The 16,140-nt window shown below is 56.1% G+C and carries 14 protein-coding genes; 5 read left to right on the forward strand and 9 right to left on the reverse strand.

What is annotated here, in order from left to right; all coding sequences use genetic code 11:
* Positions 1-61: 61 nt before the first annotated feature.
* Both AC6I8V_RS13520 and sanA read left to right on the forward strand, forming a co-directional pair.
* The gene (locus AC6I8V_RS13520; RefSeq protein ID WP_497842759.1) at positions 62-1,759 is read left to right on the forward strand and encodes an NAD-dependent malic enzyme; all 1,698 of its coding nucleotides are present in this window, start codon (positions 62-64) and stop codon (positions 1,757-1,759) included.
* A gap of 137 nt (positions 1,760-1,896) precedes the next feature.
* Positions 1,897-2,616: an outer membrane permeability protein SanA gene (gene sanA, locus AC6I8V_RS13525; RefSeq protein ID WP_497842760.1), complete on the forward strand. Its 720-nt coding sequence runs from the start codon at positions 1,897-1,899 to the stop codon at positions 2,614-2,616.
* Between the two features lie 136 nt (positions 2,617-2,752).
* On the opposite strand, the gene mglC is transcribed toward sanA, so the two are convergent.
* From mglC to AC6I8V_RS13560, 7 genes are all read right to left on the reverse strand, one after another.
* Positions 2,753-3,763, reverse strand: a complete 1,011-nt coding sequence (gene mglC / locus AC6I8V_RS13530; protein ID WP_497842761.1) for a galactose/methyl galactoside ABC transporter permease MglC — start codon at positions 3,761-3,763, stop codon at positions 2,753-2,755.
* A gap of 18 nt (positions 3,764-3,781) precedes the next feature.
* Positions 3,782-5,302, reverse strand: coding sequence for a galactose/methyl galactoside ABC transporter ATP-binding protein MglA (gene mglA / locus AC6I8V_RS13535; RefSeq protein ID WP_497842763.1), 1,521 nt, complete (start codon positions 5,300-5,302; stop codon positions 3,782-3,784).
* Positions 5,303-5,372: 70 nt separating this feature from the next.
* Positions 5,373-6,368 (reverse strand): galactose/glucose ABC transporter substrate-binding protein MglB, encoded by a 996-nt coding sequence (mglB, locus tag AC6I8V_RS13540; protein WP_497842765.1) that lies wholly within the window; start codon positions 6,366-6,368, stop codon positions 5,373-5,375.
* A 305-nt stretch (positions 6,369-6,673) separates the two neighbouring features.
* Positions 6,674-7,714, reverse strand: a complete 1,041-nt coding sequence (galS, locus tag AC6I8V_RS13545; protein ID WP_497842766.1) for an HTH-type transcriptional regulator GalS — start codon at positions 7,712-7,714, stop codon at positions 6,674-6,676.
* A gap of 141 nt (positions 7,715-7,855) precedes the next feature.
* Entirely contained in the window at positions 7,856-9,016 is a 1,161-nt protein-coding gene (gene yeiB, locus AC6I8V_RS13550; RefSeq protein WP_497842768.1) for a DUF418 domain-containing protein YeiB, read from the reverse strand.
* A 51-nt stretch (positions 9,017-9,067) separates the two neighbouring features.
* Positions 9,068-9,733 (reverse strand): GTP cyclohydrolase I FolE, encoded by a 666-nt coding sequence (folE, locus tag AC6I8V_RS13555; RefSeq protein ID WP_497842769.1) that lies wholly within the window; start codon positions 9,731-9,733, stop codon positions 9,068-9,070.
* Between the two features lie 124 nt (positions 9,734-9,857).
* Positions 9,858-10,988 carry a YbfB/YjiJ family MFS transporter gene (locus tag AC6I8V_RS13560; RefSeq protein ID WP_497842770.1) on the reverse strand — a complete coding sequence of 377 codons (1,131 nt, stop codon included), beginning with the start codon at positions 10,986-10,988 and terminating at the stop codon, positions 9,858-9,860.
* 102 nt (positions 10,989-11,090) lie between these two features.
* Here AC6I8V_RS13560 and ptrR point away from each other — a divergent pair, with 102 nt between their 5' ends.
* The 3 genes from ptrR to fghA all read left to right on the forward strand — a co-directional run bounded on the left by ptrR (position 11,091) and on the right by fghA (position 14,044).
* Positions 11,091-12,002, forward strand: coding sequence for a putrescine utilization regulator PtrR (gene ptrR, locus AC6I8V_RS13565; protein WP_497842771.1), 912 nt, complete (start codon positions 11,091-11,093; stop codon positions 12,000-12,002).
* Between the two features lie 62 nt (positions 12,003-12,064).
* On the forward strand, positions 12,065-13,189 hold the full coding sequence (locus tag AC6I8V_RS13570) for an S-(hydroxymethyl)glutathione dehydrogenase/class III alcohol dehydrogenase (protein WP_497842772.1): 1,125 nt from the start codon (positions 12,065-12,067) through the stop codon (positions 13,187-13,189).
* Positions 13,190-13,201: 12 nt separating this feature from the next.
* A complete protein-coding gene (gene fghA / locus AC6I8V_RS13575) occupies positions 13,202-14,044 on the forward strand; it encodes an S-formylglutathione hydrolase (protein WP_497842773.1) in 843 nt (280 codons plus the stop codon).
* A gap of 139 nt (positions 14,045-14,183) precedes the next feature.
* Here fghA and AC6I8V_RS13580 read toward each other — a convergent pair whose 3' ends face one another.
* The gene (locus AC6I8V_RS13580) at positions 14,184-14,972 is read right to left on the reverse strand and encodes an ABC transporter ATP-binding protein (RefSeq protein WP_497842775.1); all 789 of its coding nucleotides are present in this window, start codon (positions 14,970-14,972) and stop codon (positions 14,184-14,186) included.
* Complete coding sequence (locus AC6I8V_RS13585; protein ID WP_497842776.1) at positions 14,972-16,051, reverse strand: FecCD family ABC transporter permease; 1,080 nt, start codon at positions 16,049-16,051, stop codon at positions 14,972-14,974. Before AC6I8V_RS13585 ends, AC6I8V_RS13580 begins: the two co-directional genes overlap by 1 nt.
* Between the last annotated feature and the right edge of the window lie 89 nt (positions 16,052-16,140).

Raw genomic sequence — 16,140 nt, forward strand, 5'->3', positions numbered from 1 at the left:
AGGCTGGCGTTACCTTTCCCGGCGACACGCCAGAAAACACTGCAACCGGAGCAAACACTGCATGGAACTCGAGTACGAAAGTAAACGTCCGCTGTATATCCCTTACGCGGGTCCGATCCTGCTGGAATTTCCGCTGTTGAACAAAGGCAGCGCCTTCTCCCTCGAAGAACGTAACGAATTCAATCTCAATGGCCTGCTACCCGAAGCCGTAGAGTCCATTGAAGAACAAGCCGAGCGCGCATGGCGTCAGTTCCAGGATTTCAAAAACAATAACGACAAGCACGTCTATCTGCGTAATATCCAGGACACCAACGAAACCCTGTTCTACCGCCTGCTCGACAATCATCTGGAAGAGATGATGCCGATTATCTATACCCCTACCGTCGGCGCGGCCTGTGAACACTTCTCAGAAATTTATCGTCGTGCGCGCGGCGTGTTTATCTCCTATAACAACCGCGATCGCATCGAAGACATGTTGCAGAACGCCACCAAGCAGAATGTGAAGGTGATTGTGGTCACCGATGGCGAACGTATTCTCGGCCTTGGCGACCTCGGCATCGGCGGTATGGGCATCCCGATCGGCAAACTGTCGCTGTATACCGCCTGTGGCGGCATCAGCCCGGCCTACACCCTGCCGGTGGTGCTGGATGTCGGCACCAACAATCAGCAGTTGCTGAACGATCCGCTGTATATGGGCTGGCGTCACCCACGTATTTCCGGTGAAGAGTACGAATCCTTCGTTAACGAATTTATCCAGGCCGTTAAGCGCCGCTGGCCGAACGTGCTGTTGCAGTTTGAAGATTTTGCGCAGAAGAACGCCATGCCGCTGCTGGAGCGTTATCGCGATGAAATCTGCTGCTTTAACGATGATATCCAGGGCACCGCGGCGGTGACCGTCGGTACGCTGATTGCCGCCAGCCGCGCTGCGGGTAGTCGCCTGTGTGAGCAAAAAGTGGTGTTCCTCGGTGCCGGCTCCGCCGGTTGTGGTATCGCCGAACAGATTATCGCGCAGATGAAATCGGAAGGTCTTAGCGATGACGAAGCGCGCGCCCGCGTGCTGATGGTGGACCGTTTTGGCCTGCTGACCGACAAACTGCCGAACCTGCTCGATTTCCAGAGCCGTCTGGTGCAGAAGAGTGACAACCTGAAAAGCTGGGATACCACTTCCGATTCGATTTCCCTGCTCGACGTGGTACGCAACGCGAAACCGGATATCATGATCGGCGTGTCTGGTCAGCCAGGCCTGTTCACCGAAGAGATCATCCGTGAGATGCATAAGCACTGCAAACGTCCGATTGTGATGCCACTGTCGAACCCAACCTCACGCGTTGAAGCCACGCCGGCGGATATCATCGCCTGGACCGATGGCGCCGCGCTGGTTGCCACCGGCAGCCCGTTTGCACCGGTGAACTGGAAAGGTAAAACCTACCCGATTGCCCAGTGCAACAACTCTTATATCTTCCCAGGTATTGGTTTAGGGGTTATCGCCGCAGGTGCAACCCGCGTCACCGATTCGATGCTGATGACCGCCAGCCGCGCACTGGCTGATTGTTCACCGCTAGTGAATGACGGCGAAGGCCCGGTACTGCCGGAGATTAAAGACATTCAGGGCGTGTCCAAAGTGATCGCCATGGAAGTGGGTAAAGCCGCGCAGCTGGCGGGTGTTGCCGTAGTGACCTCGGAAGATGTGCTGTCGAAAGCCGTGAATAACAACTTCTGGCTGCCGCAGTATCGTCATTACCGTCGTACCTCCATCTGATGTCACCTCCCTGCCGGGTCTTTGCAGGCCCGGCAATGCTTAAAAAAACGCCAGCCAACCGGCGTTAACTTGCTTCCCGCAGGCACCTCAAGTAGCCTTGATCCATTCCGATTTCCGCCAACCGAGTGCCTGCGCGCATGATTAAACGCGTTTTCTTTGGTCTGCTTTTCATCATCTTATTGGTGGTGGCGACCGCACTTGGCCTCGACCGCTGGATAAGCTGGAAAACCGCTCCCTTTATCTACGAAGATGTCGCCTCGCTGCCGCATCGCCAGGTTGGCGTGGTGCTGGGCACCGCCAAATATTATCGTACCGGCGTGATCAATCAGTATTACCTGTACCGTATTCAGGGCGCGCTTAACGCCTACAACAGCGGCAAGGTGAACTATCTGCTGCTGAGTGGCGATAATGCGCTGCAAAGTTATAACGAGCCGATGACCATGCGTCGCGATCTGATCAAAGCTGGCGTCGATCCGGCGGACATCGTGCTGGATTATGCGGGTTTCCGCACGCTGGATTCGATTGTGCGCACCCGCAAAGTCTTCGATACCAATGATTTCATTATCATCACCCAGCGTTTCCACTGCGAACGCGCGCTGTATATCGCTCAGCATCTGGGGATTCAGGCGCAGTGCTATGCGGTGCCGTCACCCAAAAATATGCTGACGGTGCGTCTGCGTGAGGTGGGCGCTCGCTTAGGGGCGCTGGCGGATCTCTATCTGATGAAACGCGAACCGCGCTTTTTAGGCCCGCTGGTGCCGATTCCTGCGGTGCATGAAGTGCCGGAAGATGCGCAGAGCTATCCAGCCGTAACGCCGGAGCAGCTGCTGGAAATGGAACAAAAGCTAAACAAATAACGAGGATTCGTAGCGGCGCAATTTATCGCGCATGTCTTTCTGGTGCATAAAAGCAAAAGGCGCGCGATAAATCACGCCGCTACAGGTGAAAAGAAAAGGGCCGCTATAGAGCGGCCCTTGTTCGTACTCAGTAATATTATTTCTTACGCGCGTATTTCAGTGAGTCCAGCGCTACGGCGAAGATGATGATGCCGCCCTTGATGATGTACTGCCAGTAAGGGTTGACGCCGATATAGGTCAGACCGTAGTTGATCACCGTAAAGATGATTACACCGGTTACCACACCCGCTACCGTACCCACGCCACCGGCGAAAGAGACGCCGCCGACCACACAGGCTGCAATCGCATCCAGCTCGTACATAAAGCCAAGGTTGTTGGTGGCACTGCCGATACGGCCCGCTTCCAGCATCCCGCCGAAGGCATAGAACACGCCGGACAGCGCATAAACCAGAATCAGGTTCAGCGGCACGTTGACACCTGAAACCTTCGCCGCTTCCGGGTTACCGCCGATTGCGAAGATGTTTTTACCGAAACGGGTTTTGTTCCACAGGACCCACACGAATGCGATCGCGATAATGGCGTAGAACGTGATGTACGACAGCTTGAAATCGCCAAAGCGGAAGAAGCCCTGCGCAAAGGTCGAGAAGCCCGGATCAAAACCGGCAATCGGTGATGCACCGACAAAGTCGTAGTACAGCGAGTTGATGCCGTAAACGATAATCATGGTGCCCAGGGTGGTGATAAAAGGCGTCACTTTGAGATAAGCGATGATCAGGCCGTTGACCAGACCGATGATGCCGCCAATCACACACACAGTCAGGATCACCAGCGGAATCGGCACGGTTTCCAGATGCGGGAACACCTTGTTGGCGTTGTCCATGGCCTGCAACAAGGTTGCCGCCACTACCGCCGCCAGACCAACCTGACGACCCGCCGACAGGTCAGTACCCTGGGTAACGATCAGCCCGGCGACGCCCAGCGCGATAATAATACGCACCGACGATTGGGTCAGAATATTACTCAGGTTCATTAAACTTAAAAATGTCGGATCCTGGAAAATAATAATAGCCAGCAGTACCAACAGGACAACGTAAATGCCGCCCTCTTTTAACCAGGTTAGCGCATTCTTTTTAGTAGTCGCTTTCATGTTAAAGCCCTTGCTTCATTAAAGGTGTAATGACGCTAAACGCAGGATTTCATTCTGCGAGGTCGTTTTGGTATCAACAATGCCCGCTACCTGTCCATTACTCATCACCAGAATGCGATCGGTAATGCCCAACAGTTCCGGCATTTCAGAAGAAATAATAATGATGCCCTTTTCTTTTTTCGCCAGCTCAGCGATCAGCTGGTAAATTTCGAACTTCGCGCCCACGTCAATACCACGCGTGGGTTCATCAAGCATCAGAATTTCCGGCTGAGTTAATAACCAGCGACCAATAATCACTTTTTGCTGGTTACCACCAGACAGCGATCCGATCTGGGTTTGATGTCCCGGCGTTTTTACCCGCATGGAATCAATCACCCATTGGGTATCGCTTTTCATGCGTTTATTGTCCAGCAAACCCATATTGTTTTTATACTTTCTGATGTTGGAAATAAGCGAGTTAAATCCAATATCAAGGTAAGCATAAATACCAGTGGAGCGACGTTCTTCCGTTACCAGGGCAAAGCCGTGGTTAATCGCTTCGTTGGCGCTGTGGTTGTTAATCGTTTTGCCGTGCAGCTTAATGGTGCCGCCCGATTTTTCGCGAATACCAAACAGGGTCTCCACGATATCAGTACGTTTGGCCCCCACCAGCCCGGCAATACCCAGAATTTCACCTTTATGCAGATCGAATGAAATATCGCGAATCGACGGCTGGCGCAGTGACGTCAAATGACGGACTTCCAGAATCACTTCGCCGGGTACGTTAATTTTGTCCGGGAAGCGCTGGTTCAGCGAACGGCCAACCATCATGGCGATGATCTTATCCATATCCAGCCCTTCCAGCGGCTGGGTGGCAATCCATTGTCCGTCACGCAGAATGGTGATTTCATCGCACAGCTGGAAAATCTCTTCCATCTTATGCGAGATATAGACAATGCCGCAGCCACGATCTTTTAACTTACGGATAATGGTAAAAAGATGATTAACTTCTTTTTCCGTCAGCGATGAAGTTGGCTCATCCATAATAACGATTTTGGCGTCATAGGAGAAAGCCTTGGCAATTTCAATCATCTGCATTTGCGATACAGAAAGATTGGCCACTTTGTCGCGTGGATCAATATCAATATCCAGTTCTTCAAAGATCGCTTTGGTATCGCGATACATTTTATCCTGATCGACAAAGACACCTTTGCGTGGATAACGGCCAAGCCACATGTTATCCATCACGCTGCGTTGCAATACCAGATTTAATTCCTGGTGCACCATCGATACGCCATTTTCCAGCGCTTCTTTGGAGCTTTTGTAATCAATTTCTTCACCCTGAAACAGGATGCTCCCCGTATCCTTTTTATAAATCCCAAACAGACATTTTAATAAAGTGGATTTACCGGCGCCGTTTTCACCCATTAATGCGTGAACCGAGTGTGGCCGCACTTTTAAATTCACATTATCTAAGGCTTTAACCCCTGGAAATGATTTCGAGACATTCGTCATCTCCAGCAGATATTCACGCTGTGTGGTCGGATTATCACTGGCCATAATTTACCTGGCTAAAAAAAGCGTTGGTCAGATGCAATCAGGCGCGGCACCAGGCCGCGCCCGGGACGGATTACTTCACGAACTGAGACAGATTATCTTTATCTACCGGTACATAAGGAACGCGGACGATCTTATCAACCATCTTGAAGCTGGTACCGTCGGTGGCGGGTTTACCGTCAGCCAGGTTTTTCGCCATATCCAGGGTCGCTTTCGCCTGGTTTTCTGCGTCGTTCAGTACAGTACCGGCCAGCGCGCCAGATTTGATCAGCGCCAGAGCTTCCGGCAGGGCGTCAACGCCGAACACCGGGATGGAACTCATGTTGTGCGCTTTCAGCGCTTCAACCGCACCCATCGCCATCGCATCGTTGTTGGCAATCACTACTTCAATTTTCTTCGAGTTCGGGCCGGACAACCAGGCATCCATCTTGTCTTTTGCCTGAGCGGTGTCCCACATCGCGGTATCCATCGCTAACTGCTGCGTTTTGATACCGTCTTTGTTCAGGGTATCGATCACGTACTTGGTACGGGCTTCAGCATCCGGGTGACCCGGCTCGCCTTTCAGCAGCACGTATTGAATAACGCCATCTTTGTTCAGATCCCAGGCCGGGGTCGCTTTCCAGTGCTTCTCAATCAGCTGGCCCTGGATAACGCCGGACTCTTTAGAGTCGGTCCCTACGTAGTAGGCTTTGTCATAGCTGGCCAGCACTTTGGCGTTCGGCTCTTTGTTGAAGAACACCACCGGCACATCATTGGCTTTTGCTTTATCAATCACCACTGCCGCAGCAGCTGGGTCTACCAGGTTGATCGCCAGCGCTTTCACGCCTTTGGCCATCAGCACGTCAATCTGATCGTTCTGCTTGGACTGGTCGTTCTGCGAGTCATTCATCAGCAGCTGCACGCCACCCACTTTCTTACCTTCGCTCTCAATGTCCTTACGCACCATGGACATAAAGTTGTCGTCATATTTGTAAATGGTGACGCCAATGCGGGTATCGGCGGCGTGAGCCGTCGCACCAAACATCATGCTGGCAACCAGTGCTGTGAGCGTGAAAACCTTCTTATTCATGGTATCTCCGGTTTTTTTATGCAGGGTATTTCATCGCGCCGTGCTGCTCTGCGGCAGACAACGCAGTCGGTTGAAACTCTCTGATGGGGCGGACGCATTTCGCAAAGCCGAACCACCACCGCTATCCTGACTTCCCTGTGCGTAACCGCTTCCTGAAGAATGTTGTGAACCATTTCAATCGGCTGCTGAAACCAAACCAGGGAAGGAAAACCCGGCGTTACATAATGTTTCAGTCCGGTAAGACGCTGCCATCATAGTGACCGTCATGTTAATTAACTGTGAATACAATCACAGATTGAAAACGGTTACACAGCACCATCGCCTGAATTAGTGACAGACTCCACATTTTGCCGCTGGGCCACCGAATGGCGGCGTACCAGCGTCGGCATAAAGCAATGCGTGGCATGCAGATCCAGCTCACCGGCCGCCCCTTTCAGCGCCAGCTCAGTTGCCAGTTTAGCCATAGAAACAATGGGATAACGCACGGTGGTTAATTGCGGGTCGGTATAACGTGAGATGGGAATGTCATCAAAGCCGATGACGGAAAAGTGTTGCGGCACCTGAATGCCATTGTCTTTCAATGCGGTCAACGCACCGGCCGCCATGCCGTCGTTGTAGGAGAAGACCGCGGTCAAATGCTGGTTACGTCCCAGCAGCTCCACCATCGCCGCTTCCCCGCCCTGCATATCAGGCTCCGCCTGGGCAACCCAGCTCTCTGGCGGGCGAATCCCCTGCTCTGCCAGCGCCTGCAACCAGCCTTCGCGCCGCTGCGCCACATCTTCAATCGGATGGCTGGAGCTGAGAAAACCAATGCGTTGATGGCCCTGCTGTAACAGCATACGCGTTGCCACCAGCGCGCCTGTCACATTATCAAGACAGACGCAGCGATGCTCGTAACCGGAAATTGTCCTGTTTATCAGCACCATGCCGGGAACCTGTTCAAGAAATTGCGCCAGTTCCGCGTCTGAAAGCGTTTTCGCGTGCACCACCAGCGCGTTGCAGCGCTGGCGGATTAACACCTCAATCGCATGACGTTCTTTCTCTTCCTGATGCCAGGAATTGCTGATCAGTACATGTTTATGCATACGCTGGGCGACGGTATCCACCGATTTTACCAGCGCACCAAAAAAGGGGTCGGAGACATCCATGACCACCACGCCGATGGTATCGCTCACCTGTGTCGCCAGCGCCTGCGCGTTGGCATTGGGCCGGTAGCCCAGGGTTTCCACCGCCTGGAGCACGGCTTCGCGGGTATCCGGTGTAACGGCACTGCTGTTATTGAGCACACGCGAGACGGTGGCCACCGACACGCCGGCCTGACGGGCGACATCACGAATCGTTATCATGCAGCTGTTCCACAGAGGAGAAAATGCGCCTGAAGCGCGTAACGGCGCTATTCTGTCAGGGCCTCGGGGGATGCAGCGTGAATTACGTCACACGGATGAAAACGGTTACATACAATTATGCAACCTTTGTGATGGCCGTCATTATCTTGATGCGGTGGAATTGCGGGATTTTCCGGCGGCAAGCGCCGTCAGTTTACGCCAGAGCCACTCCAGCGGTCCCTGCGGAAATACCCGCAGCCAGAGTACGGAAAACAGGATATTAACCAGCCAGATAGCGGGAACGAAAGCCAGCAGATGCAGGCGATCAAACTTCATAAACAGATCGAAACGATAGAATAGCGTGGTGCAAATCAGCGTCTGTAACAGGTAGTTGCTCAACGCCATGCGGCCGACGCATTGAATGGCAAAGCTGATGCGCGTGCGGGCGATTTGCGGCCAGAAGCCGAGGCAGAGTGCGGCATAGCCGAGGCTGATAAACGGGCTGGCAATGTCGCGCGGCAGTTGCAGGTAAAATCCGCTCCAGCGAAACTCCCAGCCCACCAGCCACTGCGCGACAATACCGGGAATGGCGATCAGCCAGCCGAGGGTCAGCAGCAGCGCCGCCGCCCGTCGATAGTGCTGCACGCTGAACTGCCCGGTCAGCCAGCCACTGCGTATCAGCGCCGCGCCAATCAGCATCAGACCTGCCAGCTGCCAGCCATACTGCGAGGCCAGCGCCATCAGGCTGGAAGAGAGATGATCGAGGCGATTTTGCACCGTCTCCCAGCCACCGAGCAGTTTCCAGTAGCGTTCATATTGCACATCTGCTGCGCCCGGCAGCCAGGAGCGGCTCGGCTCAGGCGTGGAGATGCTGCCAAACACCAGCAGTACGCCACATCCCACCAGATACAGCAGCACGCCGGTGTGCAACAGGGCGCGGTCTGACGGCACTTCGCGCAGCATACGCCAGACAATCAGTCCGATCAGACCGTAATCCAGCAGGATATCCCCTTCCCAGAAAAACACCGCATGGATGAAACCGAGCAGCACCAGCAGCGATAAGCGCGCCTGGATCCAGCGCCCGCCACGGGGGATCTGCATATGCAACCCGGCACCAAACAGCAGGGCAAACAGGGTGAGGAATTTGAGCTGAGCCAGCCCGTCCATGATCGCCCACGTCCAGGCATCGGAAGTTGAGGCGTCGCCCTGCCAGGCTGGATTGAGGTAAGCCGCCGACGGCAAAGCAAAACCGACAATGTTTAACAGCAGAATGCCGAGAATGGCGCAACCACGAATGAAATCCAGCGCGAGATAGCGTTGCATCGGGTGTCCTGAGGAAAAATGAATACGGGCGGCAGTGCCGCCCAAAATGACTTAGCTGTGACGCACCGCGCGCAGGAACTCCTGGCGGGTATTCTGGCTGGATTTGAACAGACCACCGAGCGAGGTTGTCGTGGTGGCGCTGGTCGCATCTTTCACGCCACGCGCTTTCACACAGTAATGCACCGCATCAATCGACACCGCCACATTGTTGGTGCCGAGCAGGGTTTGCAGCGCCACCAGCACCTGCTGGGTCAGACGCTCCTGCACCTGCGGACGCTGGGCAAAGAACTGCACGATACGGTTGATTTTCGACAGGCCAATCACTTTATCTTTCGGAATGTAAGCCACGGTGGCTTTACCATCGATAATGACAAAGTGATGTTCGCAGGTGCTGGTCAGCGTGATATCACGCACCGTGACCATCTCATCCACCTTCATCTTGTTTTCGATAACGGTGATTTTCGGGAAATTGGCGTAGTCGAGGCCTGAGAAAATTTCATCTACATACATCTTGGCGATGCGATGAGGCGTTTCCATCAGGCTGTCATCTTCCAGGTCGAGATTCAGCAGCTGCATGATTTCGGTCATGTGGCTGGCGATCTGGCGTTTGCGGGTTTCATCGTCCATGTCGCGCACCGGGGCGCGTAACGGCGTTTCCAGGCCACGCGCCATCAGCGCTTCATGAACCAGGGCGGCTTCCTGACTTAAGGTGCTCATCGTACTCTTCTCCGGCAGGTGATGCGCCCGCAGGTCATCGCCTGCGGGGGAAATTCTGAGCGCGTATTGTGAAACACTCCGCGCCCTTAATCCAGCAATCAATCTGATTGGAGATGAAAGCTTTTCATGGTGCCGCGCGGCGCATCACCAGCGCACCGGCCAGCAGTAAACCGGCTCCGGCCACCCATAGCGCGGGTTCCAGCTGGTGCCACAGCAGCGAGGAGATCCACGACAGCAGCGGCCCGCCCAACTGGCCGACGGCATAGCCGGTGGTCAGCAGCCCGGCCAGATAGCGCGTGTGCTGCGGCGCCAGTTCACGGCCATACTGCAACGCCAGCTGCACCACGCACAGAAAGCCGCCGCCGATCAGCGCGGCGCCAATCATCAGGCCATTCAATCCTGGCATCACGATGGCGGCAATCACCCCCAGCGCCTGCGCCCACAGCACCAGCGCCAGACGGAAATGGCTGCTGCCCCAGCGACGGGTAAGAATGCCCAGCACGATACCTATCACCGCCGCGCCGCCAAATACCGGCCAGACAAACTGCGCAAAGGCGCTGGCCGGGAAGCGCGCTGCCGCCATTTGCGACAGGAAGGTGGCGGGCAGGATATAACCGAATCCGGCGAGGCTATAGCTCAGCACCAGCCGTTTCAGGTTGCCATCCAGCACCAGCGGAGCGGGAGCCTGATCGGGCCGATGCAGCTGCCCGGTTCGCGGCAGAAAGCGGGCAATCGCCACAATCAGCAGCAGCGCCAGCAGACCATAAGCGCCCCACGCCAGCGCTGCGCTGGCCCCGGTGGTGTGCAGCAGCACCGCCAGCATCCCGCTGAGGAAAATTCCGGTGCCCGGCCCGGCAAACACCGCCGCCGACAAGCCCGGACGCCCATGATGCAGCAGCTGCTCATTACTCCACGCGGCAATCAGCACCATCGCCCAGCCGCTGGCGCAGCCAATCAGGAAGCGAACCAGGCCATGTAACCACGGACCGCTGATACAGGCGGAGAGCAGCGTCAGCAGCACTGCGCCCCACACGCCCAGTTGCAGGCGCCACTCTACATGCTTACGCGCGCGCATCGCATCAAAGGAGCCGCACAGATAGCCGAGGTAGTTAAGCGCCGCCACCAGACTGGCGCTGGTTAACGTCAGCTGATGATCCTGAATCATCAACGGCACCTGCGGCGTGAAAGCAAATCGCCCAATCCCCATAGCAACCACTAAACTTAAGAACGCGCTGAGCGCGACACGAAACGCCATAACCAACCCCTGAGATTGTTTTATCACTTGCCTCAATCATGCGTGAAGTTTAAACTCACGAAAAGTGAATAATATTAACCAAGTTGTTTACGAGAAGAGAATATGGATTTAGTCCAGTTACGAATGTTCTGTTCTGTGGCCGAAACCGGCTCGCTGGTTCGCGCGGCGGAACAACTGCACCGGGTGCCCTCGAACCTCACCACTCGCCTGCGTCAGCTGGAAGAAGAGTTGGGTGTGGATCTGTTTATCCGCGAGAAGCAGCGCATACGCCTGTCGCCGATGGGGCATAACTTCCTCAATTACGCCCAGCGTATTCTGGCCCTGAGCGATGAAGCGCTGAGTATGGCACGCGCCGGTGAACCTGGGGGCAATTTTGCGCTGGGTTCGATGGAAAGCACCGCAGCGACGCGTCTGCCCGGCCTGCTGGCGGCTTATCATCAGCGTTTTCCTGCGGTTGCGCTGTCGCTGATCACCGGCACATCGGGTGAAGTGATCGATAAAGTACGCGAAGGCACGCTGGCGGCGGCGCTGGTCGATGGACCGGTATCCCATGATGATTTAAACGGCTGTATCGCCTTTCGCGAACAGATGGTGCTGATCACCAGCCTCGATCACAAACCGATTAACAACGCGCGCGATGCCCAGGGCGATACCCTGTTTGCGTTTCGCAACAGTTGCTCCTATCGCGTCAAACTTGAATCCTGGTATCGCGACAGCCACACCGCGCCGGATAGCGTGATGGAGATTCAGTCCTATCACGCGATGATGGCCTGTGTGGCTGGCGGCGCCGGCGTGGCGATGATCCCTGAGTCGGTGCTGAGCCAGATGCCGGGGCGCGCACGGGTGCAGGAACACGCGTTGCCACCCGCGTATCGCGACACCGCGACCTGGCTGATGTGGCGACGCGATGCGTTCACCCCCAACGTGGAAGCGTTGAAGTATTTGATTATTGAACAATTTGACGACCGGCCGCTCAATGATGAGTTGATGCATCCATTACATGCTGCCGAGTAATTTTACCCGTTATCACGACCATCGGGCCACCCGGTCCGTATCTCTACAGGAAGAGGAATTGCATGAACATGATCAAAACCCGTGCCGCCGTTGCCTGGGCAGCTGGCGAACCACTGAAAATCGAAGAAGTGGATCTGATGCCACCGCAAAAGGGCGAAGTGCTGGTGCGCATCGTGGCGACCGGCGTATGCCATACCGATGCTTACACCCTGTCGGGTAAAGATCCGGAAGGCGTGTTCCCGGCGATTCTTGGTCATGAAGGCGGCGGCGTGGTGGAAGCGGTCGGCGAAGGCGTGACCAGCGTCGCGGTCGGCGACCATGTGATTCCGTTGTACACCCCGGAATGTGGCAAATGTAAATTCTGTCTGTCAGGCAAAACCAACCTGTGCCAGGCGATCCGCGCCACGCAGGGCAAAGGGCTGATGCCGGATGGCACCACGCGCTTCTTTAAAGACGGCCAGCCGATTTTCCACTATATGGGCACCTCCACATTCTCGGAGTACACCGTAGTCCCGGAAATTTCACTGGCGAAGATCAGTAAAGAAGCGCCGCTGGAAGAAGTCTGCCTGCTGGGTTGCGGCGTCACCACCGGTATGGGCGCGGTCATGAACACCGCCAAAGTGAAAGAAGGCGATACCGTCGCGATCTTTGGTCTCGGCGGCATTGGCCTGTCCGCGATTATCGGTGCGAAAATGGCGAAGGCCGGTCGCATTATCGGTATCGACATCAACACCAGCAAATTCGATCTGGCCCGCAAGCTGGGTGCCACCGATCTGATTAACCCGAAAGATTATGAGAAGCCAATCCAGGAAGTCATCGTCGAGCTGACTGACGGCGGCGTGGATTATTCCTTCGAATGTATCGGCAACGTCAATGTGATGCGTTCCGCGCTGGAGTGCTGCCACAAAGGCTGGGGCGAGTCGGTGATTATCGGCGTTGCGGGTGCCGGGGAAGAGATTTCTACCCGTCCGTTCCAGCTGGTGACCGGTCGCGTGTGGCGTGGTTCCGCGTTTGGCGGCGTAAAAGGCCGTTCACAGCTGCCGGGCATCGTGCAGGATTACCTCGACGGTAAATTTGCCCTTAATGACTTCATCACCCATACCATGCCGCTGGAAGAGATCAACGACGCCTTTGAGTTGATGCATGAAGGGAAATCCATCCGTTCCGTGGTGCATTTCAACAAATAAGCAGGAGGCGTTATGGCATCCACTCTGGAATTGCTGGAAGAACATCGCATCTTTGGCGGCTGGCAGCAGCGCTGGCGCCATGATTCGGCGGTGCTGAACTGCCCGATGACCTTCAGCATTTTTCTGCCACCGCCACAGGATGACACGCCGCCGCCGGTGGTGTGGTTCCTTGCCGGGCTGACCTGTAGCGACGAGAACTTCACCACCAAAGCGGGCGCACAGCGCGTGGCGGCGGAGCTGGGTCTGGTGCTGATTATGCCGGATACCAGTCCGCGCGGTGCGGGCGTGGCGAACGACAGCGGCTACGATCTGGGTCAGGGAGCGGGATTCTATCTCAACGCCACCCAGCAACCCTGGGCGGCGCATTATCGCATGTTCGATTACCTCAGCGAGGAGCTACCGGCGCTGGTTGCCGATAACTTTAAGCTGAGCGATCGTCAGTCGGTGATGGGGCATTCGATGGGCGGCCACGGCGCGTTGCTGCTGGCACTGCGCCTCGGCGGTCGATTTGCTTCGGCGTCGGCCTTTGCGCCTATCGTCAATCCGACGGAAGTGCCGTGGGGACAGAAGGCGTTCAGCGCCTATCTGGGTGACGATCGTGCCGCCTGGCAGGCCTGGGATAGCTGCCTGCTGATGCGTGAGGTGGAACATCGCCTGCCGATCCTGATCGATCAGGGCGACAGCGATCAGTTCCTCGCCGACCAGCTACGCCCGGAACGGCTGGAAGAAGTGGCGCGTGAACAAGGTTTTCCGCTGGAGCTACGTATTCAGCCGGGCTACGACCACAGCTACTTCTTTATCGCCAGCTTTGTTGAAGACCATCTGCGTTTTCACGCGAAGCATTTGCTGGTTTGATTAAAGGACCTGGTGCGCATCAATGCGCACCCTACGCCTGCTGGCTCGGCATTTATTGATGTCCTAATGACCTGGTGCGCTTTAATGCGCACCCTACATCCGTAGGGTCGGCATTTATGCCGACCAGGTCATTCCACGGTTAAACAATTGATTCGGCTACCAGCCCATCAATCATCACCTGCGGCATACCGCGCGAACAACATTCGATACGACCACGCACACCGTAAACCTGCGCCAGCGTCTCCGGGGTAATCACCTGTACCGGCTCTCCGTCGGCCAGCAGCGTACCGTTCTTCAGCATCAACGCATGGTCAGCATGACGCAGCGCGATGTTGATATCATGCACCACCACCACGGTCACGATATTGCGCAGCTGAGTTTCGCGCCGCACCAGATCCATCACATGGAACTGGTAGTTAAGATCCAGCGCGCTCAGCGGTTCATCCAGCAGCAGCAGTTCCGGGCGACGGATCAACGACTGCGCCAGCCCCACCAACTGTTTTTGTCCGCCGGAAAGCTGATCAAGATAACGCATCGCCAGATGGGCAATGCCGAGCTGCTCCAGCAGATGCATGATCTCGGTCTCGCTGGCCGCGCTGTGCAAGCCGCCCGAGGCGCGCTGCGCCACGATGATCGACTCCAGCACATGCAGATGCACCCCGGCAGGCAGGGTTTGCGGCAGATACACCACGCGCTGCGCACGGCGGGCAAACGGCTGGCTCATCAGCTCCTCGCCGTTCAGCCACAGCTCGCCCTGCCCTTTGCTCAGCCCGGCCAGCGCGCGCAGCAGCGTCGATTTACCGCAGCCGTTCGGTCCGAGCAGCACGGTGATCTTGCCGCGCGGCAACTGCGGCACGTTAAGATCTTCAATAACTTTGCGCTTTGGGTAGCCCGCGTAAAAGTGGCTGAGATGTAATCCCTGATCCATCACACATTCCCCCGGTGACGCAGAATAATACTGAGGAAGAACGGCACCCCCACCAGCGAGGTGACGATCCCGACCGGAATAATCACGCCGGGGATCAGGTTTTTCGATGCCACTGACGCCAGCGACAGCACCAGCGCGCCGGTCAGCGCACTGGCTGGCAGGTAGTAGCGATGATCTTCACCAAAGATCATGCGGGAGATATGCGGTGCGACCAGGCCGATAAATCCAATCGGCCCGACAAAGGCCACCGCCAGCGCCGAGAGAATACTGATGCGCAGCAGCGTGGCGAGGCGCAAACGGCGTACGTCGATACCAAAACTGATGGCACGATCTTCGCCCAGACGCAGCGCCGTCAGCTTCCAGCTGCTCAGCATCGAGAACGGCAGCAGAATGGCGAACGCGGCGGTCAGCACGCCGAGCTTTTCCCACGAGGCACGCGCCAGGCTGCCCATGGTCCAGAACACCAGCCCCTGCAAGGTATCTTCGCTGGCGATAAACTGCATCATCGATACCAGCGCATTAAAGGTGAACACCAGCGCGATACCAAACAACACCACGCCCGAGGTGGAGACGCGCGTCCAGCGCGTGATGCCATCCAGCATCAGCGCCGCAAACAGCGCGAAGATAAAGGCGTTAGCCGAGATAAACCACTGATCCGGCACGCCGGGAATACCGATTCCCAGAATGATCGCCAGCGCGGCGCCAAAGGCCGCCGCAGAAGAGACGCCAAGGGTGAAAGGGCTGGCCAGCGGGTTGTTGAGGATGGTTTGCATCTCCGCACCGGCCAGACCGAGCGAGAAGCCCACCACCACCGCCATCAGCGCATACGGCAGGCGGATATCCCAGACGATCACCCGCGTGCCCGCATCAACGCTGTCGGGCTGCATCAGGGTCTGCCACAGGGTATGCAGAGATAGCCCGGCCGGGCCGAGCGTGAAATCGAGAATTACCGATGCCAGTATCGCCAGCACCAGCACGCCAATCAGCAACATACGCTGACGCAGCACCTGGCGATAGCGCGTCATGGTATCGATATCGTTGCCGTTTTCCGCCACCAGCGCGGCTTCCGTGATACGCATTGATTTACCTGTTTCTAGTCGCAATCATAACGGCTGCCACAATAGAGCAGATGATAATAATTATCAATTCTCGCGCTGTAACAAAGTGG

The sequence above is a fragment of the Pantoea sp. X-Soil-TKNS-1207 genome (assembly GCF_059730485.1).